A 26,371-nucleotide genomic window follows, 5' to 3' on the forward strand; every position below is an offset into this window, starting at 1 on the left:
CCTAGATTGACGCAACTTTCTAGGGAACGAACATGAAACCGGTCGAAATCTACACCTCACCGCTTTGCGGATTCTGTCACGCGGCCAAACGCCTGTTGAATCAAAAGGGCGTTGAATTCACCGAAATCGACGTGCTGCGGAATCCCAAGCGCAAGCCCGAGATGATCCAGCGCGCCAATGGTGGCCGCACCGTTCCGCAAATCTTTGTTGGCGAAACCCACGTGGGTGGCTGTGATGACCTGTATGAACTGGAACAGGACGGCAAACTCGACGGGTTGCTGGCAGCCTGATGAAAACGGCCCTGATTCAAATCACCTCCTCGGATGATCCCGCTGCGAACCTGAACATGGTGCGCGGTATGATCGCCGAGGCGGCAGCAAATGACGCGCGCTTTGTCCTCACCCCCGAGGTGACGAATTGCATCTCAAACAGCACCACGCGCCAACGCGAGGTTCTGCAGCACCAAGAGGATGACATCACCCTCGCCGGTCTGCGCGCCCAAGCCGCTGAATTGGGGATCTGGATTCTGATCGGGTCACTGGGGATCAAAACGCATGACCCCGATGGCCGCTTTGCCAACCGCTCGTTCATGATCAACCCACAGGGCGACATCGTCGCACAATACGACAAGATCCACATGTTCGATGTGCAAGTTACCGAAACCGAAACCTTCCGCGAATCAGCCAACTATCGCCCCGGCGAACGGGCTGTGGTGGCTGATACTGATTTCGGCAAAGTCGGCATGACCATCTGTTACGACCTGCGGTTCCCACATCTGCACGCCAAACTGGCCCATGCCGGTGCCACGATCCTCACTGTCCCGGCAGCTTTTTCACCCGTGACCGGGGCGGCCCATTGGGAATCGCTGCTGCGCGCACGTGCCATAGAAACGGGATGCTGGGTAATTGCCCCGGGCCAATGCGGCGAACACCCCACCACGCGCGGCAAGGTGCGCCACACCCATGGTCATTCACTGGTTGTCGCCCCCTGGGGCGAGGTCCTAATCGACGCAGGGACCACGCCGGGCATTCACTATTTTGATCTGGATGATACATCTGTTACAGAAGCACGGCGCAAAGTGCCTGTTCTGACTCATGTTCGGCCCTTCACAGGCCCCTAATCCAGATCTGAAAATGACCGAAGATACCAATGCCTTAGCGGTCACGCTGTTCAGCGAGATCCTGACCGCCGACCAACTGCTGCGCAATCGGCTCAGCCGTGTGCTACCCAAAGGCATGGAAATTTCGCACTTTTCAGTCCTGAATCATCTGGCTTCTGTTGGCGGCGAACGGTCGCCCGCGCAACTGGCCAGCACGTTCCACGTGACCCGTGGCGCAATCACCAACACATTGGCGAAACTGGAATGGGCCGGATACATCCACATCCGCCCCGATTGGGACGACGCGCGCCGCAAGATGGTCGCGCTCAGCCCCGCCGGGCTGCAAGCGCGGGATCGGGCAATTTCAGCCATTGCACCACTGATCACCAAGGTTGTGGGTGAGCTGGGAACGGACCGCGTCCGCACTGCCCTGCCTGTGCTGCGGGATCTGCGCATTCAGCTGGAAAGCGGTTGAACCAAACCGCCCAAACACGGCAACGCTGCGTCACAAAATCAGCGCATTAACCTGATTCGCAGGCCCATTCGGGTGGTGCAGGGTCGTTTCGTACAAAATCACGCCCAAACTCCCCAACATTGCAAAATCGGGGGGTTTTCGACGTCTCTGGCAAGGCGTGAATCGTACAAAATCCCGGGTAAAGTCCCCAAAAAGGGCTCTGATTTGCGCCCCGCAGGCCCGCAAACCCCTCTGGAATTGACGGTTAACAGGGCGTGCGTTAGCTGGGCTTCACGCTGGCAGTCACATAGTTCACGCTCAGGTCGCGGTCCGAAATCGACCAACTCCACAAGATCGGGTTGAATACGAATCCCTTTCGATCCACCACGTCCAACCCGGCTTGGGTCAGCAGCTCGGCCAACTCATCCGGTGTGATGAATTTCGACCACTCATGCGTGCCTTTGGGCAGCCATTTCATGATCACCTCGGCCCCCACAATCGCCACTGCATATGACTTAGGGTTGCGGTTGATGGTCGAACAGATTTCCAACCCACCGGGGCGCAAAAGCTGTTGTGTTGCAGTCAGATAGGCCAACGGGTCAGCGACGTGCTCAACCACTTCCATGTTCAAAACCACATCAAACTGTTCACCCGCTGCAGCCAAATCTTCGGCCGTGGTGTGGCGATAATCAATTTCGAGACCAGATTGTTCAGCATGCAATTGCGCCACCGGCAAATTGCCCCCTGCGGCATCTGCGCCCACCACAGTCGCCCCCAGCCGCGCCATCGGCTCAGACAACAATCCACCGCCACAGCCAATGTCCAGAATACGCAATCCTTTGAACGGGTTAACCTGCGTCAAATCTCGGTCAAATTCACCCGCAATCTGCTGTGTAATATAGTCCAAACGACACGGATTAAGCATATGAAGCGGTTTGAATTTACCGTTGGGATCCCACCATTCCGCAGCCATCGCTTCGAATTTGGCAACCTCAGACGGGTCCACTGTGTTTGGATGCGCTTGCATTCCTGTCTCCGTATGCTCTTTTGTCCTTAAGGACTATATAGGCCCATAATGGACAAATACCCGGACCAAAAGCGCGCAGTGCAATATCTCTACCCGCCGATCGAACCTTTTGATCAGCGGATTCTCGATGTTGGCCAAGGCCATCGCATCTATGTTGAACAATGCGGCAACCCAAACGGTGTGCCCGTTGTGGTTCTGCACGGCGGCCCCGGTGGTGGATGCAGCCCCGCGATGCGGCGCTATTTCGATCCCACCGTTTATCGCGTGATTCTATTTGATCAACGCGGCTGCGGTCGGTCACGCCCCTATGCCTCGGTTGAGGATAACACGACATGGCATCTGGTATCCGACATCGAAACCATTCGGCGCACCTTCGACATTGAACAATGGATGGTCTTTGGTGGTAGCTGGGGCGCAACCCTATCGCTGCTCTATGCACAAGCTCACCCAGATCGGGTTATGCACCTGATTTTGCGGGGTGTTTTCCTGATGACCCAATCCGAACTGGATTGGTTTTATGGAGGCGGTGCTGGAAAATTCTGGCCTGAAACCTGGGCTCGTTTTGCCAATCTCATTCCTGAGAACGAACATGGAAACATGATTCAAGCCTATCATAAACGCTTGTTTTCCGGGGATATGACCGAGGAAATCCGATACGGCAGGGCTTGGTCTGCTTGGGAAAACGCCCTCGCCTCGATCCATTCAAACGGTTCGACCGGGGAAAGTCCCGGCGAATATGCCCGTGCCTTTGCCCGCCTTGAGAACCATTACTTTATCAACGATGGGTTTCTGGAATTCGACGGCCAGATTCTAGCCAATATGGGCCGGATTTCCCACATCCCCGGCGTGATCGTGCAGGGTCGCTATGACATGATTTGCCCGCCCAGTTCTGCTTGGAAATTGAGTGAGCTCTGGCCGATGTCCGAACTTAAAATGGTTCGTAACGCGGGGCACGCCTTATCAGAACCCGGCATTAGCGCCGAATTGGTACGTGCAATGGATCGCATAGCGGAGCAAGTGACATGACCCGTATCGACCGCCGCGCGCTCTTTTCAACTGGTGCAGCCGCTGCCTTGCTGGCCGCAACCGGCGTCACCCTTGAAGCCGCGCCAAAGACAGGCGGCACCTTACGCCTTGCAGTCCCACGCGACGATTCACTGGATCTAATCGCCCGAGGCGCGCTGTTTGACACGCTGACCGAAATCGGCCCCGATGGCGCGCTGCGCGGAGAACTTGCTACAAGCTGGCAAGCCAGCCCTGATGCCCGCATTTGGACTATCGACCTTCGCGACGATGTACTGTTTCACGACGGCCCCTCCCTGCAGGTCACCGATGTTATCAAATCGTTGGAAAACTTACACGAATTGAACAGTATCGAGGCAACAGGAGCGTCCCAATTGCGTCTCGAACTTGTTCAGGGCAACCCCGGGCTTCCCTTCCTGCTGGCTGATGCGCAGTGCCGTATTGGGCCCGATGGGCAGGTTAGCGGTCCCCTTGAAACGGCAATTGGTACAGGCTGCTATCGCGCATCACAGGCCCAGGAAGGCCGCCATTTCCGTGGAACTAAACAGCCCAGTCATTACAAACTAGGTCAGGCGGGTTGGATCGATCAGATCGAAGTCATCGTAATCCCCGACGCCGCAGTGCGCGCCGAAGCCTTGCGTGACGGATACGTCGATGTGGCCGCCCTGCCCCAGCCTGAAGGACTGCGCGAACGGTCGAAATTCCGCTACCATCCGTCGGAACGCGACATGGCGCTGGCGATTGCAGGTACGGTTGGTATGCCCCGACACATCAACCCCCGGGCAGTGCTGGACGATGGGCGGATCGCTGAACGTTGGTGGATGCTTTAATCTGACCTCATACCTGAGTTGCGTCGCGAAACGCATCGCACGAAACACCGGGGGTTGCAGACTCGGGGGAACGGGCGTATATGGCTTTCAACAGCGGCGCGTCGGGTCTTTGGGTCCGGGGTACCACCGGAATATATGACGGGCCGCGCGCCCGTTTTTTTGTGCTTGGACGACATGACAAACGACCTGATAGCAAAAGCTGCAATTGATCAGCGAATGGCCGAAATCATCACCCCCGTGATCGAAGATCTGGGGTATGAATTAGTGCGCGTTCGGTTGATGAGCGGCAAAACAACAACCCTGCAAATCATGGCCGACAAGGCCGGTGGCGGGATCGAAGTGGATGATTGCGCGGCAATCTCGAACGCGGTGAGCGCAACGCTCGACGTTGAGGATCCAATTCTGGAAACTTACGCGTTGGAAGTGTCGAGCCCCGGCATCGACCGCCCTCTGACACGTCTCAAAGATTTCGACATGTTCGAAGGCTACGAGGCGAAAATCGAAACCACCGAGCTGATCGACGGACGTCGCCGGTTCAAAGGTGAGTTGGCCGGTGTTGAAGGGAACGAAGTTCTGATCAACATCGAAGAAGGAACAATTGGTCTGCAATTTGAATGGCTCAGCGACGCCAAACTGGTTTTGACCGATGACCTGATCACCGAAATGCTGCGACAGCGCAAAGCTGCTGGCAACCTGAACGAAGACGCTTTCGACGAGGTCGAGGCCGACGAGTCTGACGAGGAGGACAACTAATGGCAATTACCTCTGCAAACCAGCTTGAGCTGTTGCAAACCGCCGAGGCCGTGGCCCGCGAAAAGATGATCGACCCCGGTCTGGTTGTCGACGCGATGGAAGAGAGCCTAGCACGCGCTGCAAAGTCTCGCTATGGCGCAGAGATGGACATTCGTGTGTCCATCGACCGCAAGACCGGTAAAGCAACCTTTACTCGCGTCCGCACCGTTGTCGAAGACGAAGAGTTGGAAAACTATCAGTCTGAATTCACTGTCGTGCAAGCCAAGCAATACATGGCTGATCCTCAAGTGGGTGACACCTTTGTCGAAGAAGTGCCGCCAGTGGAGATGGGCCGTATCGCGGCCCAATCCGCCAAGCAGGTCATTCTGCAAAAGGTGCGCGAAGCTGAGCGTGATCGCCAGTTCGAAGAATTCAAAGACCGCGCCGGTACCATCATCAATGGTCTGGTCAAACGTGAAGAATACGGCAACGTCATCGTCGATGTGGGCGCTGGTGAAGCGATCTTGCGTCGCAACGAAAAGATCGGTCGCGAAAGCTATCGCCCGAATGATCGTGTGCGGTGCTACATCAAAGACGTCCGTCGCGAACCCCGTGGTCCTCAGATTTTCTTGTCGCGAACCGCGCCTGAATTCATGGCTGAGCTGTTCAAAATGGAAGTGCCTGAAATCTATGACGGCATAATCCAGATCAAAGCCGTAGCCCGCGACCCCGGTTCGCGAGCCAAGATTGCTGTGATCTCGTTTGATAACTCGATCGATCCCGTTGGTGCTTGTGTTGGTATGCGCGGTAGCCGGGTTCAGGCGGTTGTGAACGAACTGCAGGGTGAAAAAATCGACATCATCCCGTGGAACGAAGATCAGCCAACATTCCTTGTGAACGCACTGCAGCCTGCAGAAGTGTCCAAGGTTGTTCTGGACGAAGAAGCCGAGCGTATCGAAGTTGTTGTCCCCGAAGAGCAGCTGTCACTGGCAATTGGTCGTCGCGGTCAAAACGTCCGTCTGGCAAGCCAGTTGACCGGTCTCGATATCGACATCATGACCGAAGAAGAAGAATCCGCACGTCGCCAGAAAGAATTCGAAGCGCGCACCGGATTGTTCATCAAAGCGCTGGATCTGGACGAGTTCTTTGCTCAGTTGCTGGTGTCCGAAGGGTTCACCAACCTCGAAGAAGTCGCGTACGTCGAGCTGGACGAACTGATCGTCATCGACGGCGTTGACGAAAGCACCGCTCAAGAGCTGCAGACCCGCGCCCGCGAATACCTGGAAGCACAGGCCAAAGCCGCACTGGATGCAGCCCGTGCCCTGGGCGCCGAAGACAGCCTTATTGAATTTGACGGTCTGACACCCCAAATGGTGGAAGCTCTGGCAAAAGACGACGTGAAAACGTTGGAAGATTTCGCCACTTGCGCGGACTGGGAATTGGCCGGTGGCTGGACATCAGTCGATGGCCAGCGCGTCAAAGATGACGGCATTCTGGAGCCCTTCAACATGACGTTGGAAGAAGCTCAGCACATGGTTATGACAGCACGCGTTCTATTGGGTTGGGTTGATCCCGCCGATTTGGAAACAGACGAGGATGAAGACACTGAGACAGACGATCTAGACACCGACGCCTCTGATCAGGAGGTCGGGGCCTGATCTCAGGCCCCGGAGGTTTCCAGATGGGTCGCGGTGGCGTCTCCAAGGATCACTCGGATGGTCCAGACCGCAAGTGCATCGTCACAGGCGAAGTGCAGCCAAAATATGGGCTGATTCGTTTTGTGGCGGGGCCTGATGGTCAGGTTTATCCAGATGTGATGGGCAAATTGCCCGGTCGCGGCGTTTACGTTGCAGCCGATCGGGCCATTTTAGACAAGGCTGTCAGCAAAAAGATGTTTGCGCGCGGCCTTAAAATGCAAGTTACGATCGCAGATGGACTGGTGGACGATATTGAACGTCAGCTGGTTCGTCGGGTAGTCGATTTGCTGAGTTTGGCGCGCAAGTCAGGCGCAGCAGTGGCGGGCTTTGAAAAGGTTAAGTCATGGCTCGACAAGGAAGAAGCTCAGATTTTGCTTCAGGCATCTGATGGATCTGGGCGCGGCAAGTCAAAACTAAGTACACCACACTTGGGCAAGTACATCGGTTGGCTCACCGCAGACGAATTGGGCATGGCCTTTGGCCGCCAAACAGTGATACATGCGGCGCTGACCTCTGGTGGACTCGCCAAACGTGTTGTAGAGGAAGCGCAGCGCCTGCGAGGCTTGCGCGAAACGGATGGCGGCAGCGGCCGCACGGAAGGGTAATAAGCTTAATGAGCGATAGTGACGGCAAAAAGACATTGGGTGTACGTGGTGGCGGTTCCCGTCCGGGGAATGTGAAGCAAAGTTTCAGCCATGGACGGACCAAGAATGTCGTGGTGGAAACCAAACGCAAACGCGTTGTGGTTCCCAAGCCCGGCGCTGGCAAATCCGGGGGCACTGGCCCTATCGGGGATCCGTCGCGTCGACCTGCAGGAATTACCGACGTCGAAATGGCACGTCGCCTAAAAGCGGTTCAAGCCGCCAAAGCGCGTGAAGTCGAAGATGCTGCCAAGCGTGCAGCAGAAGAAAAGGCACGTGAAGAAGAACGTGCTCGCCGTCGTGCCGAAATCGAAGCGAAAGAACGCGAAGAAAAAGAACGTGCCGAACGCGCCCGTCTGAAGGCCGAAGAAGAAGAGCGTCTACGCAAAGAGGCCGAAGCGGCCAGCAAGCGTGCGGCAGCTCCTGCTCCGGCTCCAGCGGCACCTAAAGCAGACGCCCCTTCGCGCCCCGCGCCAAATAAACCCCTTGCGGCCCCATCACAGCGCAAAAACGAGCGTGAACGTGAACAGCGCCCATCGCGTGGCAAAGGCCGTGATGATGGTCGTCGCTCTGGTAAGCTGACACTGGGTCAAGCCACTGGTGGCGAAGGTGGACGTCATCGTTCGATGGCTGCCATGAAGCGGAAACAGGAACGTGCACGGCAAAAAGCCATGGGCGGTTCAGTTGAGCGCGAAAAGGTTGTCCGTGATGTTCAGCTGCCTGAAGCAATTGTTGTTTCAGAATTGGCGAACCGTATGGCAGAACGCGTTGGCGAGGTCGTCAAAGCGCTCATGCAGATGGGCATGATGGTTACACAGAACCAAACCATCGACGCCGATACAGCAGAACTGATCATTCAGGAATTTGGCCACAAAGTAGTCCGCGTTTCTGATTCTGACGTCGAAGACGTGATCAACGAAGTCGACGACAAAGAAGAAGAAATGGTTAGCCGTCCCCCGGTCATCACGATCATGGGCCACGTTGACCACGGTAAAACATCGTTGCTGGATGCGATCCGTGATGCCCGCGTTGTTGCTGGCGAAGCTGGCGGCATCACCCAGCACATCGGTGCCTATCAGGTTACAACCGATGGCGGTTCAGTGCTCAGCTTCCTTGATACGCCGGGTCACGCGGCCTTTACTTCGATGCGCTCACGCGGTGCTCAGGTAACAGACATCGTGGTTCTGGTTGTTGCGGCAGATGACGCTGTGATGCCACAAACGGTCGAAGCGATTGCTCACGCAAAAGCAGCCGGTGTTCCGATGATCGTCGCGATCAACAAGATTGACCGTCCAGCGGCCAACCCGACCAAAGTGCGCACCGATCTGCTGCAGCACGAAGTTGTCGTCGAAGCCATGTCTGGTGACGTTCAGGATGTCGAAGTTTCGGCAGTGACGGGCCAAGGCCTGGATCAACTGCTCGAAGCGATTGCGCTGCAAGCGGAAATTCTGGAACTGAAAGCCAACCCAAATCGCGCCGCCCAAGGTGCCGTGATTGAGGCGCAGCTGGATGTGGGTCGTGGTCCTGTTGCTACCGTTCTGGTGCAAAAGGGTACGCTCCGTCAGGGTGATATCTTTGTTGTGGGTGAGCAGTACGGTAAGGTTCGTGCGCTGATCAACGACAAAGGCGAGCGCGTCAAAGAAGCTGGTCCATCGGTTCCTGTTGAGGTTCTGGGTCTGAACGGTACACCCGAAGCGGGCGACGTTCTGAACGTGACCGAGACCGAGGCACAGGCACGTGAAATCGCGGAATACCGTGAGAAAGCCGCGAAAGATAAGCGTGCTGCTGCCGGTGCTGCGACTACGCTGGAACAGTTGATGGCCAAGGCAAAAGAAGACGAAAACGTCTCTGAACTGCCGATTCTGGTCAAAGCTGATGTGCAGGGTTCTGCCGAAGCTATCGTTCAGGCGATGGAAAAAATCGGCAACAACGAAGTCCGCGTACGGGTTCTACACTCGGGCGTTGGTGCGATCACGGAAACGGATATCGGCTTGGCCGAAGCATCCGGCGCACCGGTTATGGGCTTTAACGTCCGCGCCAATACATCGGCACGGAACACTGCCAACCAAAAGGGTGTTGAGATCCGGTACTATTCGGTGATCTACGATCTGGTCGACGACGTAAAAGCAGCCGCATCTGGCCTGCTGAGCGCGGAGATCAAGGAAAACTTCATCGGCTACGCCAATATCAAAGACGTGTTCAAGGTGTCCAACGTCGGCAAAGTCGCGGGCTGTCTGGTCACCGAAGGTGTTGCACGCCGCTCTGCTGGTGTTCGCCTGCTGCGCGACAACGTTGTGATCCACGAAGGGACCCTGAAGACCCTCAAGCGCTTCAAAGACGAAGTTGCCGAGGTTCAGTCAGGTCAGGAATGTGGTATGGCATTCGAGAACTACGAAGACATCCGCCCCGGCGATGTCATCGAGATTTTCGAGCGCGAAGAAGTCACACGTACACTCGACTGATCTTTATATCAGAACAAATTCAACGGCGATCATGGAAACATGGTCGCCGTTTTTGTTTGTGAGCCATATCCCAGAAACAAAACAGGGCAGCAATACTGCTGCCCTGTTTTACATTTAACGGAAAAATACTGGCTCACATCACCAATCGCACTCAAAGCAACTTTAGATGTCCTTATGTACAGACAATTACAACCAATCCCGAAGAATCGGTACAAGTGGAACATCCGCTTCAGGCATGGGATAGTTGCGCAACTCATTGGCCCGCACCCATTTCAGGGCTTGGTTTTCGCGTGACTGGGGGATTCCTTCCCATTTTCGGCAGGCAAAGAGAGGCATTAACAAGTGAAAATCATCATAGGCATGGCTGGCGAACGTGAGCGGCGCCAAACAAGAAGCCCAAGTGTTGATCCCCAGTTCCTCTTCCAATTCACGGATTAAGGCCTGTTCTGGCGTCTCTCCGACTTCGACCTTGCCGCCTGGGAATTCCCAAAGGCCAGCCATCGATTTGCCTTCGGGGCGTTGTGCAAGCAGCACGCGCCCCTCTACATCGATCAGGGCAACGGCGGAAACCAGGACCACTTTCAATGGCTTACTCTCGGACGTCACGACCGGTAATCCGCGTTGATTTCGATATACCCATGGGTCAAATCGCAGGTCCAAACAGTTGAAGACCCTGCCCCCAGCCCAAGGTCCACAGCGATCACCAGATCTTGTGCCTTCATATACTCAGCGGCTTCGTCCTCGCTGTAGGATGGGCTGACCCACCCTTTTTCAGCCACCAAAATATCGCCAAAGGAGATACTGAGTAGGTCGCGATCAGCAGCCGCACCCGATTTCCCGATCGCCATGACAACACGGCCCCAATTGGCATCTTCGCCCGCGATAGCGGTCTTGACCAATGGGGAATTTGCAATCGCCAAGCCATGCACTTTGGCATCTGCATCGGACGCCGCACCTGTCACGCGAATTTCAACGAATTTTGTTGCGCCTTCTCCGTCACGCACAACCTGCTGCGCGAGATCCAGCATCACTTCGTTCAGGGCTTGGGTGAACGCCGCATTCCCCGACGCATCTGCGCCAGAAGCACCCGTCGCGCAGACCAGCAACGTATCCGAAGTCGACGTGTCGCTGTCTACGGTGATGCAGTTGAATGTCGTATCCGTCAGCCCGCTTACGCTCTGCTGAAGGGAGGTCTGATCCACTTTAGCGTCCGTAAAGATATAGACTAGCATGGTCGCCATATCTGGCGCGATCATACCTGATCCCTTGGCAATTCCCGCGATTGATACGGTTTTGCCGTTGATTTCAACTTGGGCGCTAGCCCCTTTTGCAAAGGTATCTGTGGTCATGATCGCATGGGCGGCCGCCTCAACGGACTCTGTGGACAGAGCGCCATTCAAGTCCTCCAGCTGCGCAATAATCCGATCATGCAGCAGCGGTTCCCCGATCACGCCTGTTGACGAGGTGAAGACACGGTCTGTTGAAACGCCCGTGATATTGGAAACCGATTGGGTCAAGGCGGCGACTGAGGTCTGCCCATAATGGCCCGTAAAAGCGTTAGAATTGCCTGAGTTCACCAGAATTGCGGCGGGACCATCACTGGCGCCCCCAATCTTGGCTTGGCAATCCAGAACAGGCGCAGAGCGCGTTGCAGAGCGCGTAAAGGTGCCCGCAACAGTGGTTCCTGAATCGAGAACGGCCAACATCACATCTGTTCGGCCCTGATACTTTACGCCAGCTGCTGCAGTAGCAAAACGTACCCCTGCAATAACCGGCAACTGTGGAAAATGCGCTGGCGCCAGCGGCGAGATTTTTGTGATATTGGCCACGTTCTTTTACTCCTGCAAAAGCTCGACGTCGCGCAGAACGTCTGGCGCCAAACCGTCGATCTGAATGCGGTCAATTTTGCCGGCTTTGGTTAACTCGGCAATTCTTGCATCGATCGCTTCTTGCTGAATTTCAGACGCCAGCTCTTCTTGCACTTGGGCAAGTTCGGGTGCTTTGCTCTTGCGCTTGTCATTCAAGATCAGCACGTGCCAGCCAAATTGGGTTTGAACAGGATCGGAAATCTGCCCCGGCTTCAGCTTCAAAACGGCCTCTTCGAATTCCGGAACCATGGCACCTTTGCCAAACCACCCGAGTGATCCGCCACCGGGGCCCGAGGGTCCGGTCGATTTTTCTTTGGCGGTTGCCGCAAAGTCAGCGCCGTTGTCCAACTCTGCTTTGATGGCTTTGGCCTGATCTTCGCTCTCGACCAGAATATGCGAGGCATTGAACTCTTCACCACCGAAGCCGTCGGCGTATTTCGTATCATAGGCCGCCTGAATGGCTGTTTCCGTTGTGACGGTGCTCATGATTTCTTCCAGCATATCCGCTGCAAGCAATGAGCGTTTTTCATTCTCAAGCGCCAGTGCAACATGTTTGGGGATATTGTTCCCACGCGATTGCTTTAACAGACTTTGCTGAACCAACTGATCCAAGATGGCATCGTAAAGCACCTTGTCAGGAAGTTGCTGATACTGCTGTGGCAGTGCCGCACGTGCAACAATCATGTGACCCAATGTGATCTCTTCGCCATTCACGGTCGCAACGATTGTATCTGCGTCTGGTTTCGTCTCAGCCGCCAAGGGCATAGCCATCAGCGCGACAACAGCTAGTGTTGGCAAAAAAGTGAGGCCTTTGGGCATTCAAATCATCCTATTCTCGGACCGCGACGGGGCGCGGCGTTGACACTGTTTGGTCCGCCGCTTACATCGCTTTGAAGCCTTGGACAGGACCACCTGCACCCCCGTATCTATGGGTTGAGCGCAAATGGAACAACCCTGTCGAATTGCACCGTAAAGATAGATCCGTTGGAGTGAACATGCTGGGATTTGGAACGCTTGCCAAAAAGGTCTTCGGAACGCCGAACGACCGCAAAATCAAAGCCACCCGCCCGCTGATCGCCAAGATCAACGCGTTGGAAGAAGAGTTCGAAAAACTCTCTGATGCTGGCCTGATCGAAAAGACCCAAGAACTGCGCAAGCGCGCGGTTGAAGGCGAAAGTCTTGACGACCTATTGCCCGAAGCCTTTGCAAACTGCCGCGAAGGCGCAAAGCGGGCCTTGGGCCTGCGCGCCTTTGATACCCAGTTGATGGGCGGAATTTTCCTGCATCAGGGCAATATCTCGGAAATGAAAACCGGTGAGGGAAAAACCCTTGTCGCGACGTTGCCAGCCTATCTGAACGCGTTAACAGGCAAGGGTGTACACGTCGTCACCGTGAACGAGTACCTGGCAAAGCGTGACTCAGAATGGATGGGCAAGGTTTTTGCTGCTTTGGGCATGACCACTGGCGTGATTTGGTCCGGCCAACCCGAGGATGAAAAGCTGGTCGCCTACGAATCAGACATCACCTATGCAACGAATAACGAGTTGGGTTTTGACTACCTGCGCGACAACATGAAGTCCGACCTGGCCGAAGTTTTCCAAAAACAACACAATTTTGCGATTGTGGACGAGGTCGACTCGATCCTTATCGACGAAGCCCGGACCCCGCTTATCATCTCGGGCCCTGCGCAAGACCGGTCTGAATTGTACGTTGCTATCGACGCTTTGCTGCCGTCGCTGACAGACGAACATTATGAACTGGACGAAAAGACACGCAACGTCACCTTTACCGATGACGGCAACGAGTTTTTGGAACAACAGTTGGTTGCCCGTGGTCTGCTGCCCGAAGGCCAGTCGCTGTATGACCCCGAAAGCACCACCGTGGTGCACCACGTCAACCAAGGGCTGCGTGCCCACAAATTGTTCCAGCGAGACAAAGATTACATCGTTCGCGATGGCGAAGTTGTACTGATCGACGAATTCACCGGCCGCATGATGCCGGGCCGTCGTTTGTCAGATGGTCTGCATCAGGCAATTGAAGCCAAAGAGAACGCCCAGATTCAACCTGAAAACGTTACACTGGCCTCGGTCACATTCCAGAACTATTTCCGCCTGTACAACAAGCTGAGCGGCATGACTGGTACCGCCCTGACCGAAGCAGAAGAATTTGCCGAAATCTATGGTTTGGGTGTTGTCGAAGTTCCGACAAACAAACCGATCGCGCGTATCGACAAAGACGACCAAGTCTATCGCACGGCCACTGAAAAATATCAGGCCATGATCAATCAGATCAAAATCGGCCACGAAAAAGGTCAACCGGTTCTGGCCGGGACAACTTCGATCGAGAAATCTGAAATGCTCAGCCAGATGCTGACCGCCGAGGGGATCAAACATAACGTCCTGAACGCGCGTCAGCACGAAAAAGAGGCGCAGATCGTCGCCGAAGCCGGTCATCTTGGTGCGGTTACCATCGCGACCAACATGGCGGGTCGCGGGACCGATATTCAGTTGGGCGGCAACGTTGAGATGAAGGTGTTAGCGGCTTTGGCCGAAAACCCCGAAGCCGATCCCGCTGAACTGCGCGCCGCCGAAGAGGCAAGGCACGCAGAAGAAAAACAAAAAGTTCTGGATGCTGGCGGTCTTTATGTGATGGCGTCGGAACGGCACGAAAGCCGCCGTATCGATAATCAGCTGCGGGGTCGATCCGGACGCCAGGGTGACCCAGGCAAGACAGTGTTCTTCCTCAGCCTCGAAGACGATCTGATGCGGATCTTCGGATCTGAGCGGCTTGAAAAAGTGCTCAAGACATTAGGCATGCAAGAAGGCGAAGCGATCATCCACCCGTGGGTGAACAAATCGCTCGAGCGCGCTCAGGCCAAAGTTGAAGGCCGCAACTTTGACATGCGTAAAAACGTACTCAAATTCGATGATGTGATGAACGACCAGCGTAAGGTTATCTTTAACCAGCGGCGCGAAATCATGGCTGCCGAAGATCTGGCGGAAATCGTCTCGGATATGCGCGAGCAGGTGATTGACGATTTAATTGATCAATATATGCCGCCAAAATCTTATGCTGACCAGTGGGACACCGAGGGTCTATATGCAGCTGTCATTGAAAAGCTGGGCATTGACGTGCCCGTTATCGAATGGGCTGCTGAAGAGGGCGTCGATGATGACGAAATTCGCGATCGGCTGATCAAGGCAACTGACGAGCAGATGGCCAAGAAAGCCGTCGCCTTTGGCCCAGAAAACATGCGCAACATCGAAAAACAGGTGCTGCTGCAGTCAATTGACACCAAATGGCGCGAACATCTTTTGACGCTAGAGCACCTGCGTTCAGTTGTTGGGTTCCGTGGATATGCGCAGCGTGATCCGCTGAACGAATACAAAAACGAAAGCTTCCAGTTGTTTGAAACCATGCTGGACAGCCTGCGGGAAAACGTCAGCCAGCAGTTGGGGATGGTGCGCCCGCTCAGTGAAGAAGAGCAGCGCGAGATGTTGGCGCAAATGGCAGCGCAACAGGCCCAGATGCAGGCGCCTGCGGCTCCCGAGGCAGAGCCGGTTGAAGCCCCGCTTGATGGGTTTGACGAAAATGACATCTCGACATGGGGTAACCCCTCGCGGAATGACAAATGCCCCTGTGGGTCAGGCCTCAAGTTCAAACATTGTCACGGACGCCTCGCCTAAGCCGAGCGCCACGACACTGACAAAATGACTCCCCAAGGCGGCCACAAACTGGCCGTCTTTTTTAATGACACTCTGTTTGAGCCAACAGGCCATGGAGTGAGCAATGATTCCGAAACTAAAGATTCTAACCGTTGGGTGCACCCTGTGTTGCGCCCTTGGAATCGGTTATTTGATGCAGCACTCAGTACCGATTTACCGTGCCCCTCAATCGCCAAAGCCAATGTCTATTCAACAGGCAGTGTTAGAACCGCACGGCGTTTCGGATGTTGATGACTATGCCATTTTCGATGTGCAAGACATTACACTGACCTCGGCACGACCGAATCTACCGGCGCCCCGACGCCTATCTCATGTATCACTGGAATACGATCATGTTGGGCGGGCTCTGACCTCGACTCACGATGTATTGCCACAAACCCCGTTTGATCCTGACATTCCGCAATTGGGATGCGCCATCACAACAACCACAACCGCTGCTCCAATGGCGAACGTCGCGCTGTCCATTGACGCGCCCTGTTATGGCAACCAACGCGTTACGGTGCACCACAGTGGACTGATCTTTACTGAAACCACAGATTTAGAGGGGCAGTTGAAGGTTACGATTCCCGCGCTCAGTGAAAACGCTGTATTTGTAGTCGACTTCGGAAACGGCATAGGCGCTGTTGCCATGAGACAGGTCGAAGATCTGGCTGAGTTTGGTCGCGTTGCTCTTCAATGGGATGGCCCTGCAGGGTTTCAAATTCATGCCCGTGAGTTTGGAGCCGGCTATGGCGAGACCGGTCATGTGTGGTCTGGTGCAACAACCCAAGGGCAAGGTATGTCCACCCAATTGGGCATTGTTGACACGCTAGCGCCCAAGCTGGTTGAAATTTACTCCTATCCGATGGCGGGCTCCGACCGTTCGGGATCCGTCGCCCTAAGCATCGAAACCGAAGTCACCAATGACAACTGCAGCCGTGATTTTGTGGCCCAATCCTTTGAAATGCGCGCAGGTAATCCCTTGCGAACGCGTGACCTGTCGCTGTCAATACCCAATTGCACGGCTACAGGTGACTTTCTAGTGTTGAATAATCTTGTCGAAGACCTGAAAATCGCCAGCAAGTAAATCGCAGGTTACTTTCAGGATTCTCATGGCTTGGCTTCGTGCGGCGGTTTCAGCCGCACTCTTTCTTTTCGGATCTGTCCAAGCCGCATTGGCACAGGACATCACGTTGACCTCCCGCGATGGTAAGGTCGAAATCGAAGGCACCCTGTTGGGCTTCGATGGAGAATTCTATCGTGTCGAAACCAAATATGGCGAACTCACTGTCGATGGATCGGGTGTATTCTGTGAAGGTCCCGCCTGCCCCAGCCTCGTCGATTTTGTTGCGGAACTCGCCTTTTCAGGGTCAGCGTCAATGGCAGAGGTGCTTGTTCCGGCCTTAATCGAAGGATTCGCCCTTAGGAATAGGTTGCGTACGAAACGTGAAACACTGGATGAGACGCATTTTGTCTATGAACTGTTTCAACCAAATAGGACCCGTCCGCTGGCGGCGATTACCTTTCGTGTGACGACCACCGACGAAGGCTTTGCTGATCTTCTTGCAAATGAAGCCGATGTCGTGATGGCTCTGCGCGAAATCCGGCCCTCGGAACAGAAACGCGCGCGTGAGGCGGGCATGGGCGATATGACCAAATCCAACCGAAGCAGGGTTCTAGCATTGGATGCGATGGTTCCAGTGGTTGCCCCGAACAATCCGGTCCAGCGCATCTCGACACCCGAACTGGCCCAAGTGTTTGCAGGTGAGATTACGAATTGGGCAGATCTTGGCGGTCCTGATGCGCCGATTTCCTTGCATTTGCCTGCGTTCGGGTCCGGTTTGGCGCAAGCCGTCGAAGATCGTTTGTTAAAGCCGACAAAAAAACCATTATCCCCAACCATTCGGCGGCATAAACGCGGTAGTGATCTGGCCCGGGCTATCTCAACCGATCCGTTTGGAATGGGCATTGCCAGTTTCGCGGATACTGGAACGGCACGCGCCCTTACGCTGACCGGATCTTGCGGATTCTCCCTGTCCGCCACACGACGCACAATCAAAACCGAAGACTACCCGCTGAATTCCCCGATGTTCCTCTATCTGCCGGAACGCAGATTGCCCAAAATCGCGCGTGAGTTTCTGGCCTATACCCGAAGCCCTGCTGCTCAGGTGGTCATTCGTCGCGCTGGGTTCGTGGACCAGACACCGGAACTGATTCACATCAATGCACAGGGCGACAGATTCGCAAATGCCATCGCTGCCGCCGGTGAAGAAGTTCCGCTTGAAGAAATCCAGAGGGTGGTCGAGATTCTAAGCCCCTTGGCACGGCTCACAACATCTTTTCGATTTGAGGCCGGCTCATCGCGCCCCGATGCCCAATCACGGGCCAATATTCAGCAACTGGCCCAAGCCCTGGAGGCGGGGCGCTATGATGCCCATCAGTTGATGTTTGTGGGCTTCAGTGATGGGGATGGGAACGCGGCCGGGAATGCAAAGATTGCGCAGAAACGCGCTGAATCGGTGCGTGACGCTGTTTTGAAAGCCGCAGAAACAGCGAACCTTGACCGAATTGAGATTAGCGTCCAGGCCTTTGGCGAAGCGCTTCCCATGGCATGTGACGACAGTGATTGGGGACGCCAAGTTAACCGCCGGGTCGAAGTATGGGTGCGCTAGAGATACCCGTCTGAGCGAAAGCTAAGCTCAGTCGATTTGCCAATTATCAGATGGTCATGCAACGTAATTCCTAATGCGGTACAAGCATTTTGAATGCGCTGTGTCATGTGGATATCCGCCTGTGACGGTGTCGGATCCCCTGATGGGTGATTGTGCACAAGGATCAAGGCCGACGCATTCAGTTCCAAGGCTCGCTTGGCAACTTCACGGGGATAGACCGGCACATGGTCAACCGTGCCTTTGGCTTGCTCTTCGTCTGCGATAAGCACGTTCTTGCGATCCAGATAGAACACCCGGAATTGTTCCGTCTCTCGATGGGCCATCGTTGTGTGGCAATAATCTAGCAACGCATCCCAACCTGACATTACGTGGCGCTGCATCACCTTGGCACGCGCCATACGATGGGCAGCAGCCTCTAGAATCTTAAGGTCGGTGATTACGGCATCCCCGATCCCTTTAACATCCTGTAGCCGCTCAATGGGTGCGGTGAGTACACGGTTAAAATCCCCAAATTGATCGAGCAACAGCCGTGCAAGAGGTTTCACGTCTTTGCGGGGAATGGATCGAAACAAAACAAGCTCTAGCAGTTCATAGTCCGGCATTGCGACTGCACCGCCCTGCATGAACCGTTCCCGCAAGCGCTGGCGGTGATCTTTGATGTAGGACGGCAAACGGCCCGGCGGTAACCCCACCACCGGCGCTTCGTCAGTGTCAAATAACATTGGGGCTTCGGCAAAGGCATCCTGTGACATACCTTAACTTTTGGCCCGAATCAGTTTCCGAAAGGTTAACGCGCCTCACCCGCCATCCGCGCCGTCGCTTTGCGCACAGCGATATGCAGCAACACCGACAACACCCCAAGCGTCAACATCGCCGCGAACATCAGGTCCGTTTTAGCCCGCCCATTGGCTAGCAGCATCAAATACCCCAACCCTTTGGAGGCCCCGACCCATTCCCCAATCACAGCCCCAATCGGTGCATAAACAGCGGCCAACCGTAACCCAGAGGCCAAATTCGGAAGCGCCGCAGGAACGCGGATTTGCCACAACACGGCGCGGGGCGTAGCCTGCATCGTGCGCCCCAGATCCAGATAACCGGGCGGCGTGCGCATCAAGCCATCAAAGAACGACGACGTCACAGGGAAATAGATTATCAACACGGCCATTGCGACCTTGGACCATAGCCCGTAGCCCAACCAAAGGGTCAGGATCGGGGCCAGAGCAAACACCGGCAACGCCTGTGTAAAGACCAACATCGGCTGCACCAACACGCGCGCCATACGCGATGTCGCCAATTGAATGGCAGTCAGAATCCCCAATGCGGCCCCTGCCGCCAGTCCGATCAACACCTCAATACCTGTCGTCAGGGTATGTTCAGCGATCAGCCATCGGCTTTTCCACCACGTTTCTGCCACCAACAAGGGCCCGGGTAAGATGAACTTTGGCAGGTCGGTCAGGCTGACAACAGTCTGCCAAACAACCACGGCGAACACGGCTGCGGCCAGCGCAGGGAGATATCTCATGCAGCCTCCCCCCGTAACAAACGCAAAAGCGATGCCTGTGCAGCCAATGTTTCCAGGTCATCCACCTGACGCGGCACTTCTGTTTCTGGCGGTGGACAATGGGTTAAGCCTGATTGTTCCATCACCATGATCGCATGCCCAAGCCGCGCGGCCTCACCCGGATCATGGGTGACCAACAGCACCGTGCGCCCGGCAAGCAATTCAACCGCAAGTTCCTGCATTTCCGCCCGTGTTTGGGCATCCAGCGCTGAAAACGGTTCGTCCAACAAGATGACAGGTTTGTCCTCCATCAGCGTCCGCGCCAACGCGACCCGTTGACGTTGCCCCCCGGACAATTGCGCTGGTTTTTTTTGCGCGTGATCCGTTAACCGAACCCGTCCAAGCAATCGCTTTAGCCGTGCCTGATCTGGTTTTTCGCCGCGCAGACGCGCACCCAATGTAATATTCTGGGTCACAGTTGCCCAAGGCAGCAACAGGTCATCCTGCGCCATATAGGATATGCGGGGGGCAAGATCGGCACCGTCTGAGGCCCGGATGGTGCCATTAAACACCGCCCCTGTCTGCAACCCAGCCATAAACCGGAGTACAGTTGATTTTCCAACACCCGATCCCCCCAACAAACAGGTCCACTGCCCAGCAAGCAATGTCAGTGAAAGCGGTGCAAAAAGCTGCCCGCTTCCGATGAGCGCCTGTCCTACAAAGGTGATTTCGAGTGCGGGTTTCACGGGGTCATGCCCATTTGCCAAAACCCAACTTCGAGCTGAGTTGCTGTGGCAAAAGTCTGACATAACCCTTTCCAACAGGGCAGTTGGTCATAATTTTCACCTAAGCGGCGAACCAAAGCACCTTCTAACAATACGCCAACGGACCGAATGGAGGCTTGATAGTCCTCACCGGCATAGGTGTTGATCCAATCGCGATAGGTTTCGCTGTTCGCCTCCTTTGACAACCGGGCGCCAATTTCAGCATAGCCCATCGCACAGGGCGCCAATGCAGCCAACAGAGTCAGGAAATCACCCGAATACCCCGCTTCGAGCACAAAGCGCGTATATGCCAGATTTTCAGGCCGCTCGGGTGTGGAAAACAGCTCTTCCTGCGAAATCCCGGCCTCGGCACACACGCCGATATGCAACTTCATCTCTTCGCTGATCAAACCATTGACCGTTGCCGAAGCGGCAAGCATCTCTTCATGAGTTTCTGCTTTGACCACCCCCAGTGCCCAAGCACGTGAGAAATGGATTAGGAACACATAATCCTGCCGCAGATAGTGCAAGAACGACTCGCGTGGCAGCGTGCCATCTTTCATCCCTTCAACGAAGGCGTGGCGGGTATAATCCCGCCACACATCGCCCGCGGCTGCGCGCATCAAGCCAAAGGCGCGGCCATATTCTGGTGCGATACTCATTTCGCGGTCACATCGATGGTAATGGCATCCACAGAATTGACACTGTCGATCATTCCCGTGTCATTCAGGAACGCCTCGAACCGTGCATAGCGACCGTGATCGAAACCAGCAGGGCGCAACGCGAAACGTGGCAAGGTGTCGACCCAGGCACGGGCGTTCAACTCATCCTGCAACTCGGTCGAAGTGCCCGAGAACACTTTCCAGCTTGCTTCGGGGTTGTTGACCATGAACTGGGTCGCCTTTTCGGTCGCAGCCAGAAAACGCGCGATCTTGTCGGCATCCATTTTTTCAGGATTCGCGACATAGATCAGCTCATCATACGCGGGCACGCCCTCTTCCTCGATGTAGAAACAAGTGCCGGGCTGGCCTTCGATATCCATCTGGTTCAATTCAAAATTCCGGTAGGCACCGATAACGGCATCCACCTGACCCGACATCAAGGAAGGTGAAAGCGAGAAGTTGACATTGATCAATTCAACATCGCTCAGCGCCACATCGTATTTACCCAGAACGGTGCCTAGAACCGCCTCTTCTACACCTGCGACCGAAAACCCGATTTTTTTGCCCTTGAGGTCAGCTGGAGTTTTGATTGGACCGTCCTTCAGAACCAACAAACAGTTCAACGGGGTTGCAACCAAGGTTCCAACACGTTTCAACGGCAGGCCCTCGTGGATCTGAAGATGCAATTGCGGTTGATAAGAAACCGCCAGATCAGCCTGACCAGCTGCCACCAGACGGGGCGGAGCAGAGGGGTCAGCTGGAGCCACGATTTCGACCTCAAGCCCTTGATCAGCAAAGTAGCCGTTTTCCTGCGCCACAATAATCGGGCCATGGTCGGGGTTGATGAACCAATCCAGCAGGACGGTCATTTTGTCGGCGGCCATCGCCGGGGTCGCTGCAAACAGCGCCAGTGCTGTAACCAGTTTTTTCATGTTCGCATTTCCTTTTGAGTATTAGGAGGTAGCAGCCGCGACGAGAACAATATCGCCAGGCCAATTCTGTTGAATGCGTTCTGCCGCGCGCCAAGCCCGCAAGCCCGTTGCGCAACACAACGCAATGCGTGTGCTGGGATCAGGGAGGTGGTTCAGCACCTCATCTGGTGGAATTCGGTTCGCCGAGGGCAGGATTGGTTCTGGGGCCTCATCCACACCGCGCAATTCGATGATCAGATCACTGTCGGTTAGCTCTGGCAGCCCGACAAATCGCAGACTTTGATCCGGCTCGGGTGCGTCATCAAACCGAAACGAGGTACTACGATAGTTTTGCGCATCAAACTGCATGATCTGACCCAGCGGCGATGGATCAAGTCCCAGCAAAACGGCAAGCGCCATCTGCGCTTGCATAGAACCGATTAGGCCAACAACCGGCCCCAACACACCAGCCGTTGCACAACTTGCACCGCTGTCCGGGGCGTCAGGAAAAATGGCGCGCACAGACGGTGCACCGCCACAGAACCCGCCGACATATCCGCCCAAACCCAACACCGATGCGCTGATCAGGGGTTTACCCAATGTCAGACATGTATCGCTCAGCGTATAGGTCGCCGCATAACTATCGGCACAATCCAGAACCAGATCTGCGTTTGCGATCAAATCAGTGGCATTTTCACTTGTTAGAGCCTGATTCTTTGCAACTACTTCGATGTCACGGTTCAATTCTCGGCAGCGTTGCGCGGTAACTTCCGCTTTGAGTTGACCGCAATCGCCCTCAGAAAACAACGTCTGGCGGTGTAGGTTTGACAGATCAACTGTGTCCCCATCCACAATTGTCAGGTGGCCAACACCAGCCCCCGCAAGCAAGGGCAATACAGGAGCTGCTAAGCCACCCGCCCCGATTACCAAGACCCGCGCTGCAGACAAGCGCTCCTGCCCTTCTGCCCCGACTTCGGGCAGGATCATCTGACGGGCATACCGGTTCACCTTGTGACCTCGATCCATTGACGAACACGCGCTTCGGGATCTGCGTTGAGGGTTATGTCCGTCACCGCAGACACGATATCGGCACCGGCCTCCAGCACACCGGGCGCACGCTCAACATTCATCCCGCCGATCCCGACCAGTGGGATACTCCCAACCCGCTCTTTCCATTCCGTCACACGCGGCAGGCCTTGCTGGTGCCACTTCATCTTTTTTAGGATAGTTGGGTAGACCGGTCCCAGCGCCACATAGGCAGGCTCTATCGCAAGAACCCGTTCCAATTCATCATCGTCATGTGTGGAAACGCCCAGCTTTAGACCCGCTTTTTGGATAGCTTTCAGATCAGCCTCGTCCAAATCCTCTTGACCCAAATGCAGCCACTCCACGCCCAGATCAATGGCCGCCTGCCAATAGTCATTGATAACTAGGGCACACCCGTATTGGGCACACAGGTCCCGCCCTTTGGCGATCTGTTCGCGGATTACCGCATCCGGCTGATCCTTGATCCGCAGTTGTACCAATTTGATGCCCAAGGGGAGCACCCGCTCTAACCAATCCGTGTGATCAAATATGGGATAGAAACGATCAAGGCTCATGACAAAAACGCCTTTCCAATAACTGGAGTTGAGGCTTCGGCCATATCGCGGGCCTCAATTGGGTCAGCCTCAAAGGCCAAACGCCCGGCTTCGACTGCCAAAGCCATCGCCTTAGCCATCATTGGCGGCTCACCCGCGCGGGCAACCGCCGTGTTCAGCAGGACCGCGTCATATCCCAACTCCATCGCATGGGCGGCATGGGAGGGGCGACCTATCCCAGCATCCACAACCAGCGGGGTATCAGGGAATTCAGACCGCATCGCGCGCAGGGCGTATTCATTGTTCAAACCCCGTCCAGACCCGATCGGGGCCCCCCAAGGCATCAACACTTCGCATCCGGCCTCAAGCAGATGTTCGCCCACGACCAAATCGTCCGTCGTGTAGGGAAAGACCTGAAATCCGTCTTCGGTCAGAATGCGCGCTGCTTCGACCAGTTGAAACACATCCGGTTGCAGGCTGTCTGAATGACCGATGAGTTCCAGCTTGATCCAACGGGTATCAAACACCTCGCGGGCCATATGAGCGGTTGTGACCGCTTCTTTCACTGTGTGGCATCCGGCCGTGTTTGGCAGGATATTCACACCCAAATCTTGGATCATTTGCCAAAATGTCTGCCCAGCGCCGCCTTCACGGCGTAAAGACACCGTTGCCACCGCCGCGCCGCTTTCACGAAACGCCTGCTCAAGAATTGCGGGGCTGGGATATTGTGCCGTGCCCAGCATCAAAGGCTTCGCCAGTTCCGTCCCATAAAAGGTCCGCATCCCTCAGCCCCCCTGCATCGGCGCGAGCACTTCGACCCGGTCGCCATCTTTTAGTATGTGCGCGATGCGCAAGGACGCTGGCACAAACCCTTCGTTTACTGCCGTGGCAACGCGGCCTGAAAAGCCACACTCCTCTAGCAAGGCAGACAAGGTATCAGCGCCCACGACACGGGGTTCACCATTAAGCACGATCTTCATCGACCATCTCCGAATATTTATTTTCCAGCACCAGATCCGCCACGCCTTGCGCCAAGGCAGGCGCAAGCAAATAGCCATGACGATAGAGACCGTTGGCATAAACGGTTCGCCCCAACCTTCGAATACGAGGCAGGTTGTCAGCAAAGGCAGGCCGCAGATCAACGCCGATCTCAAGCACCTCAGCCTCGCCAAAGGCGGGATTCAGGGCATAGGCCGCACTCAGCAACTCCAGCATCGATCGCGCAGTGATCCGGCTGCTGTCTTCGCTTTCAATCATCGTCGCGCCCAGCATGTAGATTCCATCCCCTCGCGGGACGATGTACAGTGGCATGCGCGGGTGAAGCAGGCGAATAGGCCTTGTTAGAGTCAGATCTGGGCAGCGAATGATCAACATCTCACCCTTGACCCCGCGCAGATCATGCAACGTGTCACGTGCATGTAGTCCCCGGCAATCCACAGAAAGCGGCAATCGAGGTGGCGCAAGTTGGCGATGAAACGTTACCTTGTTGTCGACCAACCCTCGGTACAGATCCTGTAGCGCCTTGCGTGGATCAAGGTGTGCCTCTTGTTCGAAATGCAGCCCCTTTCCGAAACGGGACAAATCAGGTTCTAATTGGGCAATGTCTTCACGCGCGACCTCAGAGAACGCCTCGGTCCGCCGTGCGAACCGGCGCAGATCTGGCAGATCTCTGGCGCTGGCGACGACCAACGTGCCCTTGCGCGTGATCTCAGTTTTGCTCGCCCACCACTCAATGGCCTTTTGACCCAACCGCAAAACAGGTTCTTCGGCATTTTCAAACTCACACCATGGTGCAAGCATACCACCCGCCCACCAAGAACAGCCATGCGGACCCGGTAGACCAGCCGGATCGTACACGTCAACCTTTGCCCCACCCGCGACCAATTCGGTTGCAACAGCAAGACCGGCAACACCGGCGCCTATAACAGCAACATCGCTCATCCCCAAGTCCGATGGAAATGATGCACTGGGCCGTGACCATGGCCCACGCCCAAGGTATCGGCTTGCGCAATTGCACCTTGGAGAAAATCATGCGCACCTTTTATCGCATATGGCAGATCCAAGCCTTTGGCCAAACCAGCAGCGATCGATGAGGATAGCGTACAGCCTGTGCCATGTGTGTTCTTGGTCTCGCGCCGGGGTGCGCTATAATCCCCCAGAATGGCGTCGGCAGATACCAGCAAATCGTGACACACAGCTCCTTCGGCATGTCCGCCTTTCATCAGAACTGCCTGTGCCCCTAAGCCACAAAGCGCCGCCCCTTGTTGAGCCATTTCAGCAGGAGTCTCTGCGACCATGCATTCCAACAAACAAGCAGCTTCAGGTAAATTCGGTGTTAGGACTGTCGCGCGTGGCAGCAACACATCGCGCAATGTTTGCACAGCCTCTCGCGCCAACAATGCATCTCCGGATTTAGCGATCATCACCGGGTCCAGCACAATCGGCCCAGAAAAACTGGCAATGCCATCGGCAACGGTTTGAATAATCTCTGGTGTGGCCAGCATGCCAATCTTGATGGCCCCGACATTCAGATCAGACAGCACCGCATCGATCTGGGCCGCGATCACGTCCAAAGGAATGCCATGCACAGCCGTCACAGCCTGTGTATTTTGTGCGGTCACCGCGGTAATGACACTGGCACCATACACGCCCAACGCTGACATCGCCTTGAGATCAGCCTGAATACCGGCCCCGCCTCCGCTATCAGATCCTGCAATTGTTAGGGCGATTTGCGCCATATGTTG

The 26,371-nt window shown here is 55.4% G+C and carries 27 protein-coding genes; 12 read left to right on the forward strand and 15 right to left on the reverse strand.

Annotated features, from left to right (window positions below):
• Positions 1-32 precede the first annotated feature (32 nt).
• Genes grxC through ABWV33_RS06340 form a run of 3 tightly spaced genes read left to right on the forward strand, consistent with a single transcriptional unit; the run spans position 33 to position 1,574 of the window.
• The gene (grxC, locus tag ABWV33_RS06330; RefSeq protein ID WP_113823974.1) at positions 33-290 is read left to right on the forward strand and encodes a glutaredoxin 3; all 258 of its coding nucleotides are present in this window, start codon (positions 33-35) and stop codon (positions 288-290) included.
• On the forward strand, positions 290-1,120 hold the full coding sequence (locus tag ABWV33_RS06335; RefSeq protein WP_353329503.1) for a carbon-nitrogen hydrolase family protein: 831 nt from the start codon (positions 290-292) through the stop codon (positions 1,118-1,120). Before grxC ends, ABWV33_RS06335 begins: the two co-directional genes overlap by 1 nt.
• Positions 1,121-1,133: 13 nt before the next feature.
• Complete coding sequence (locus ABWV33_RS06340) at positions 1,134-1,574, forward strand: MarR family winged helix-turn-helix transcriptional regulator (protein ID WP_353329504.1); 441 nt, start codon at positions 1,134-1,136, stop codon at positions 1,572-1,574.
• Positions 1,575-1,833: 259 nt separating this feature from the next.
• Here the strand turns inward: ABWV33_RS06340 and ubiG are convergent, their stop codons facing one another.
• Positions 1,834-2,580 (reverse strand): bifunctional 2-polyprenyl-6-hydroxyphenol methylase/3-demethylubiquinol 3-O-methyltransferase UbiG, encoded by a 747-nt coding sequence (gene ubiG / locus ABWV33_RS06345; RefSeq protein WP_353329505.1) that lies wholly within the window; start codon positions 2,578-2,580, stop codon positions 1,834-1,836.
• 48 nt (positions 2,581-2,628) lie between these two features.
• Between ubiG and pip the strand changes: the two genes are divergently transcribed.
• The 6 genes from pip to infB all read left to right on the forward strand — a co-directional run bounded on the left by pip (position 2,629) and on the right by infB (position 9,965).
• Positions 2,629-3,606 carry a prolyl aminopeptidase gene (gene pip, locus ABWV33_RS06350; protein WP_353329506.1) on the forward strand — a complete coding sequence of 326 codons (978 nt, stop codon included), beginning with the start codon at positions 2,629-2,631 and terminating at the stop codon, positions 3,604-3,606.
• Entirely contained in the window at positions 3,603-4,433 is an 831-nt protein-coding gene (locus tag ABWV33_RS06355) for an ABC transporter substrate-binding protein (RefSeq protein WP_353329507.1), read from the forward strand. The genes pip and ABWV33_RS06355 overlap by 4 nt, the downstream gene beginning before the upstream one ends.
• Positions 4,434-4,607: 174 nt before the next feature.
• Positions 4,608-5,186, forward strand: coding sequence for a ribosome maturation factor RimP (rimP, locus tag ABWV33_RS06360; RefSeq protein WP_121997853.1), 579 nt, complete (start codon positions 4,608-4,610; stop codon positions 5,184-5,186).
• Positions 5,186-6,823, forward strand: a complete 1,638-nt coding sequence (gene nusA, locus ABWV33_RS06365; protein WP_113823980.1) for a transcription termination factor NusA — start codon at positions 5,186-5,188, stop codon at positions 6,821-6,823. The genes rimP and nusA overlap by 1 nt, the downstream gene beginning before the upstream one ends.
• A 23-nt stretch (positions 6,824-6,846) precedes the next feature.
• Complete coding sequence (locus ABWV33_RS06370) at positions 6,847-7,467, forward strand: RNA-binding protein (RefSeq protein WP_164620492.1); 621 nt, start codon at positions 6,847-6,849, stop codon at positions 7,465-7,467.
• Positions 7,468-7,475: 8 nt separating this feature from the next.
• Positions 7,476-9,965, forward strand: a complete 2,490-nt coding sequence (infB, locus tag ABWV33_RS06375; protein ID WP_113823982.1) for a translation initiation factor IF-2 — start codon at positions 7,476-7,478, stop codon at positions 9,963-9,965.
• 186 nt (positions 9,966-10,151) lie between these two features.
• On the opposite strand, the gene ABWV33_RS06380 is transcribed toward infB, so the two are convergent.
• From ABWV33_RS06380 to ABWV33_RS06390, 3 genes are read right to left on the reverse strand one after another with little or no spacing between them, the layout of a single operon-like run.
• Positions 10,152-10,550 carry a (deoxy)nucleoside triphosphate pyrophosphohydrolase gene (locus tag ABWV33_RS06380; protein ID WP_113823983.1) on the reverse strand — a complete coding sequence of 133 codons (399 nt, stop codon included), beginning with the start codon at positions 10,548-10,550 and terminating at the stop codon, positions 10,152-10,154.
• 17 nt (positions 10,551-10,567) lie between these two features.
• The gene (gene argJ / locus ABWV33_RS06385; RefSeq protein WP_353329508.1) at positions 10,568-11,794 is read right to left on the reverse strand and encodes a bifunctional glutamate N-acetyltransferase/amino-acid acetyltransferase ArgJ; all 1,227 of its coding nucleotides are present in this window, start codon (positions 11,792-11,794) and stop codon (positions 10,568-10,570) included.
• A gap of 6 nt (positions 11,795-11,800) precedes the next feature.
• Positions 11,801-12,652 carry a peptidylprolyl isomerase gene (locus tag ABWV33_RS06390; RefSeq protein WP_353329509.1) on the reverse strand — a complete coding sequence of 284 codons (852 nt, stop codon included), beginning with the start codon at positions 12,650-12,652 and terminating at the stop codon, positions 11,801-11,803.
• A gap of 176 nt (positions 12,653-12,828) precedes the next feature.
• Here ABWV33_RS06390 and secA point away from each other — a divergent pair, with 176 nt between their 5' ends.
• From secA to ABWV33_RS06405, 3 genes are all read left to right on the forward strand, one after another.
• A complete protein-coding gene (secA, locus tag ABWV33_RS06395; protein WP_353329510.1) occupies positions 12,829-15,519 on the forward strand; it encodes a preprotein translocase subunit SecA in 2,691 nt (896 codons plus the stop codon).
• Positions 15,520-15,622: 103 nt separating this feature from the next.
• On the forward strand, positions 15,623-16,624 hold the full coding sequence (locus ABWV33_RS06400; protein WP_353329511.1) for a hypothetical protein: 1,002 nt from the start codon (positions 15,623-15,625) through the stop codon (positions 16,622-16,624).
• A 25-nt stretch (positions 16,625-16,649) separates the two neighbouring features.
• The gene (locus ABWV33_RS06405) at positions 16,650-18,209 is read left to right on the forward strand and encodes a substrate-binding domain-containing protein (RefSeq protein ID WP_353329512.1); all 1,560 of its coding nucleotides are present in this window, start codon (positions 16,650-16,652) and stop codon (positions 18,207-18,209) included.
• On the opposite strand, the gene radC is transcribed toward ABWV33_RS06405, so the two are convergent.
• The 11 genes from radC to thiD are packed head-to-tail and all read right to left on the reverse strand — an operon-like array spanning position 18,206 to position 26,365.
• Positions 18,206-18,961, reverse strand: a complete 756-nt coding sequence (gene radC / locus ABWV33_RS06410) for a RadC family protein (protein WP_353329513.1) — start codon at positions 18,959-18,961, stop codon at positions 18,206-18,208. The two genes, ABWV33_RS06405 and radC, sit on opposite strands and share 4 nt — an antisense overlap.
• Positions 18,962-18,996: 35 nt before the next feature.
• Positions 18,997-19,731, reverse strand: a complete 735-nt coding sequence (locus tag ABWV33_RS06415; RefSeq protein ID WP_353329514.1) for an ABC transporter permease — start codon at positions 19,729-19,731, stop codon at positions 18,997-18,999.
• The gene (locus ABWV33_RS06420) at positions 19,728-20,456 is read right to left on the reverse strand and encodes an ABC transporter ATP-binding protein (protein ID WP_353329515.1); all 729 of its coding nucleotides are present in this window, start codon (positions 20,454-20,456) and stop codon (positions 19,728-19,730) included. Before ABWV33_RS06420 ends, ABWV33_RS06415 begins: the two co-directional genes overlap by 4 nt.
• Positions 20,453-21,136 carry a thiaminase II gene (gene tenA / locus ABWV33_RS06425; RefSeq protein ID WP_353329516.1) on the reverse strand — a complete coding sequence of 228 codons (684 nt, stop codon included), beginning with the start codon at positions 21,134-21,136 and terminating at the stop codon, positions 20,453-20,455. The genes ABWV33_RS06420 and tenA overlap by 4 nt, the downstream gene beginning before the upstream one ends.
• On the reverse strand, positions 21,133-22,068 hold the full coding sequence (locus tag ABWV33_RS06430; protein ID WP_353329517.1) for an ABC transporter substrate-binding protein: 936 nt from the start codon (positions 22,066-22,068) through the stop codon (positions 21,133-21,135). The genes tenA and ABWV33_RS06430 overlap by 4 nt, the downstream gene beginning before the upstream one ends.
• 21 nt (positions 22,069-22,089) lie before the next feature.
• Complete coding sequence (locus tag ABWV33_RS06435; RefSeq protein ID WP_353329518.1) at positions 22,090-23,073, reverse strand: ThiF family adenylyltransferase; 984 nt, start codon at positions 23,071-23,073, stop codon at positions 22,090-22,092.
• Positions 23,052-23,648 (reverse strand): thiamine phosphate synthase, encoded by a 597-nt coding sequence (locus ABWV33_RS06440; RefSeq protein ID WP_353329519.1) that lies wholly within the window; start codon positions 23,646-23,648, stop codon positions 23,052-23,054. Before ABWV33_RS06440 ends, ABWV33_RS06435 begins: the two co-directional genes overlap by 22 nt.
• Positions 23,645-24,409, reverse strand: coding sequence for a thiazole synthase (locus ABWV33_RS06445; RefSeq protein ID WP_353329520.1), 765 nt, complete (start codon positions 24,407-24,409; stop codon positions 23,645-23,647). The genes ABWV33_RS06440 and ABWV33_RS06445 overlap by 4 nt, the downstream gene beginning before the upstream one ends.
• A gap of 3 nt (positions 24,410-24,412) precedes the next feature.
• Positions 24,413-24,607 carry a sulfur carrier protein ThiS gene (thiS, locus tag ABWV33_RS06450; RefSeq protein ID WP_353329521.1) on the reverse strand — a complete coding sequence of 65 codons (195 nt, stop codon included), beginning with the start codon at positions 24,605-24,607 and terminating at the stop codon, positions 24,413-24,415.
• Positions 24,591-25,568 (reverse strand): FAD-dependent oxidoreductase, encoded by a 978-nt coding sequence (locus tag ABWV33_RS06455; protein ID WP_353329522.1) that lies wholly within the window; start codon positions 25,566-25,568, stop codon positions 24,591-24,593. Before ABWV33_RS06455 ends, thiS begins: the two co-directional genes overlap by 17 nt.
• Positions 25,565-26,365 (reverse strand): bifunctional hydroxymethylpyrimidine kinase/phosphomethylpyrimidine kinase, encoded by an 801-nt coding sequence (gene thiD, locus ABWV33_RS06460; RefSeq protein WP_353329523.1) that lies wholly within the window; start codon positions 26,363-26,365, stop codon positions 25,565-25,567. The genes ABWV33_RS06455 and thiD overlap by 4 nt, the downstream gene beginning before the upstream one ends.
• Between the last annotated feature and the right edge of the window lie 6 nt (positions 26,366-26,371).

Origin of the sequence: Phaeobacter sp. NW0010-22, from assembly GCF_040365955.1 — a bacterium.
In the GTDB taxonomy this organism is placed as follows: Bacteria; Pseudomonadota; Alphaproteobacteria; order Rhodobacterales; family Rhodobacteraceae; genus OMPR01.

Coding starts and splice junctions, on each gene's coding strand:
- grxC (WP_113823974.1), top strand. CDS start 33: ATGAAACCGGTCGAAATCTACACCTCACCGCTTTGCGGATTCTGTCAC.
- ABWV33_RS06335 (WP_353329503.1), top strand. CDS start 290: ATGAAAACGGCCCTGATTCAAATCACCTCCTCGGATGATCCCGCTGCG.
- ABWV33_RS06340 (WP_353329504.1), top strand. CDS start 1,134: ATGACCGAAGATACCAATGCCTTAGCGGTCACGCTGTTCAGCGAGATC.
- ubiG (WP_353329505.1), bottom strand. CDS start 2,580: ATGCAAGCGCATCCAAACACAGTGGACCCGTCTGAGGTTGCCAAATTC.
- pip (WP_353329506.1), top strand. CDS start 2,629: ATGGACAAATACCCGGACCAAAAGCGCGCAGTGCAATATCTCTACCCG.
- ABWV33_RS06355 (WP_353329507.1), top strand. CDS start 3,603: ATGACCCGTATCGACCGCCGCGCGCTCTTTTCAACTGGTGCAGCCGCT.
- rimP (WP_121997853.1), top strand. CDS start 4,608: ATGACAAACGACCTGATAGCAAAAGCTGCAATTGATCAGCGAATGGCC.
- nusA (WP_113823980.1), top strand. CDS start 5,186: ATGGCAATTACCTCTGCAAACCAGCTTGAGCTGTTGCAAACCGCCGAG.
- ABWV33_RS06370 (WP_164620492.1), top strand. CDS start 6,847: ATGGGTCGCGGTGGCGTCTCCAAGGATCACTCGGATGGTCCAGACCGC.
- infB (WP_113823982.1), top strand. CDS start 7,476: ATGAGCGATAGTGACGGCAAAAAGACATTGGGTGTACGTGGTGGCGGT.
- ABWV33_RS06390 (WP_353329509.1), bottom strand. CDS start 12,652: ATGCCCAAAGGCCTCACTTTTTTGCCAACACTAGCTGTTGTCGCGCTG.
- secA (WP_353329510.1), top strand. CDS start 12,829: ATGCTGGGATTTGGAACGCTTGCCAAAAAGGTCTTCGGAACGCCGAAC.
- ABWV33_RS06400 (WP_353329511.1), top strand. CDS start 15,623: ATGATTCCGAAACTAAAGATTCTAACCGTTGGGTGCACCCTGTGTTGC.
- ABWV33_RS06405 (WP_353329512.1), top strand. CDS start 16,650: ATGGCTTGGCTTCGTGCGGCGGTTTCAGCCGCACTCTTTCTTTTCGGA.
- radC (WP_353329513.1), bottom strand. CDS start 18,961: ATGTCACAGGATGCCTTTGCCGAAGCCCCAATGTTATTTGACACTGAC.
- ABWV33_RS06415 (WP_353329514.1), bottom strand. CDS start 19,731: ATGAGATATCTCCCTGCGCTGGCCGCAGCCGTGTTCGCCGTGGTTGTT.
- tenA (WP_353329516.1), bottom strand. CDS start 21,136: ATGAGTATCGCACCAGAATATGGCCGCGCCTTTGGCTTGATGCGCGCA.
- ABWV33_RS06430 (WP_353329517.1), bottom strand. CDS start 22,068: ATGAAAAAACTGGTTACAGCACTGGCGCTGTTTGCAGCGACCCCGGCG.
- ABWV33_RS06435 (WP_353329518.1), bottom strand. CDS start 23,073: ATGGATCGAGGTCACAAGGTGAACCGGTATGCCCGTCAGATGATCCTG.
- ABWV33_RS06440 (WP_353329519.1), bottom strand. CDS start 23,648: ATGAGCCTTGATCGTTTCTATCCCATATTTGATCACACGGATTGGTTA.
- ABWV33_RS06445 (WP_353329520.1), bottom strand. CDS start 24,409: ATGCGGACCTTTTATGGGACGGAACTGGCGAAGCCTTTGATGCTGGGC.
- thiS (WP_353329521.1), bottom strand. CDS start 24,607: ATGAAGATCGTGCTTAATGGTGAACCCCGTGTCGTGGGCGCTGATACC.
- ABWV33_RS06455 (WP_353329522.1), bottom strand. CDS start 25,568: ATGAGCGATGTTGCTGTTATAGGCGCCGGTGTTGCCGGTCTTGCTGTT.
- thiD (WP_353329523.1), bottom strand. CDS start 26,365: ATGGCGCAAATCGCCCTAACAATTGCAGGATCTGATAGCGGAGGCGGG.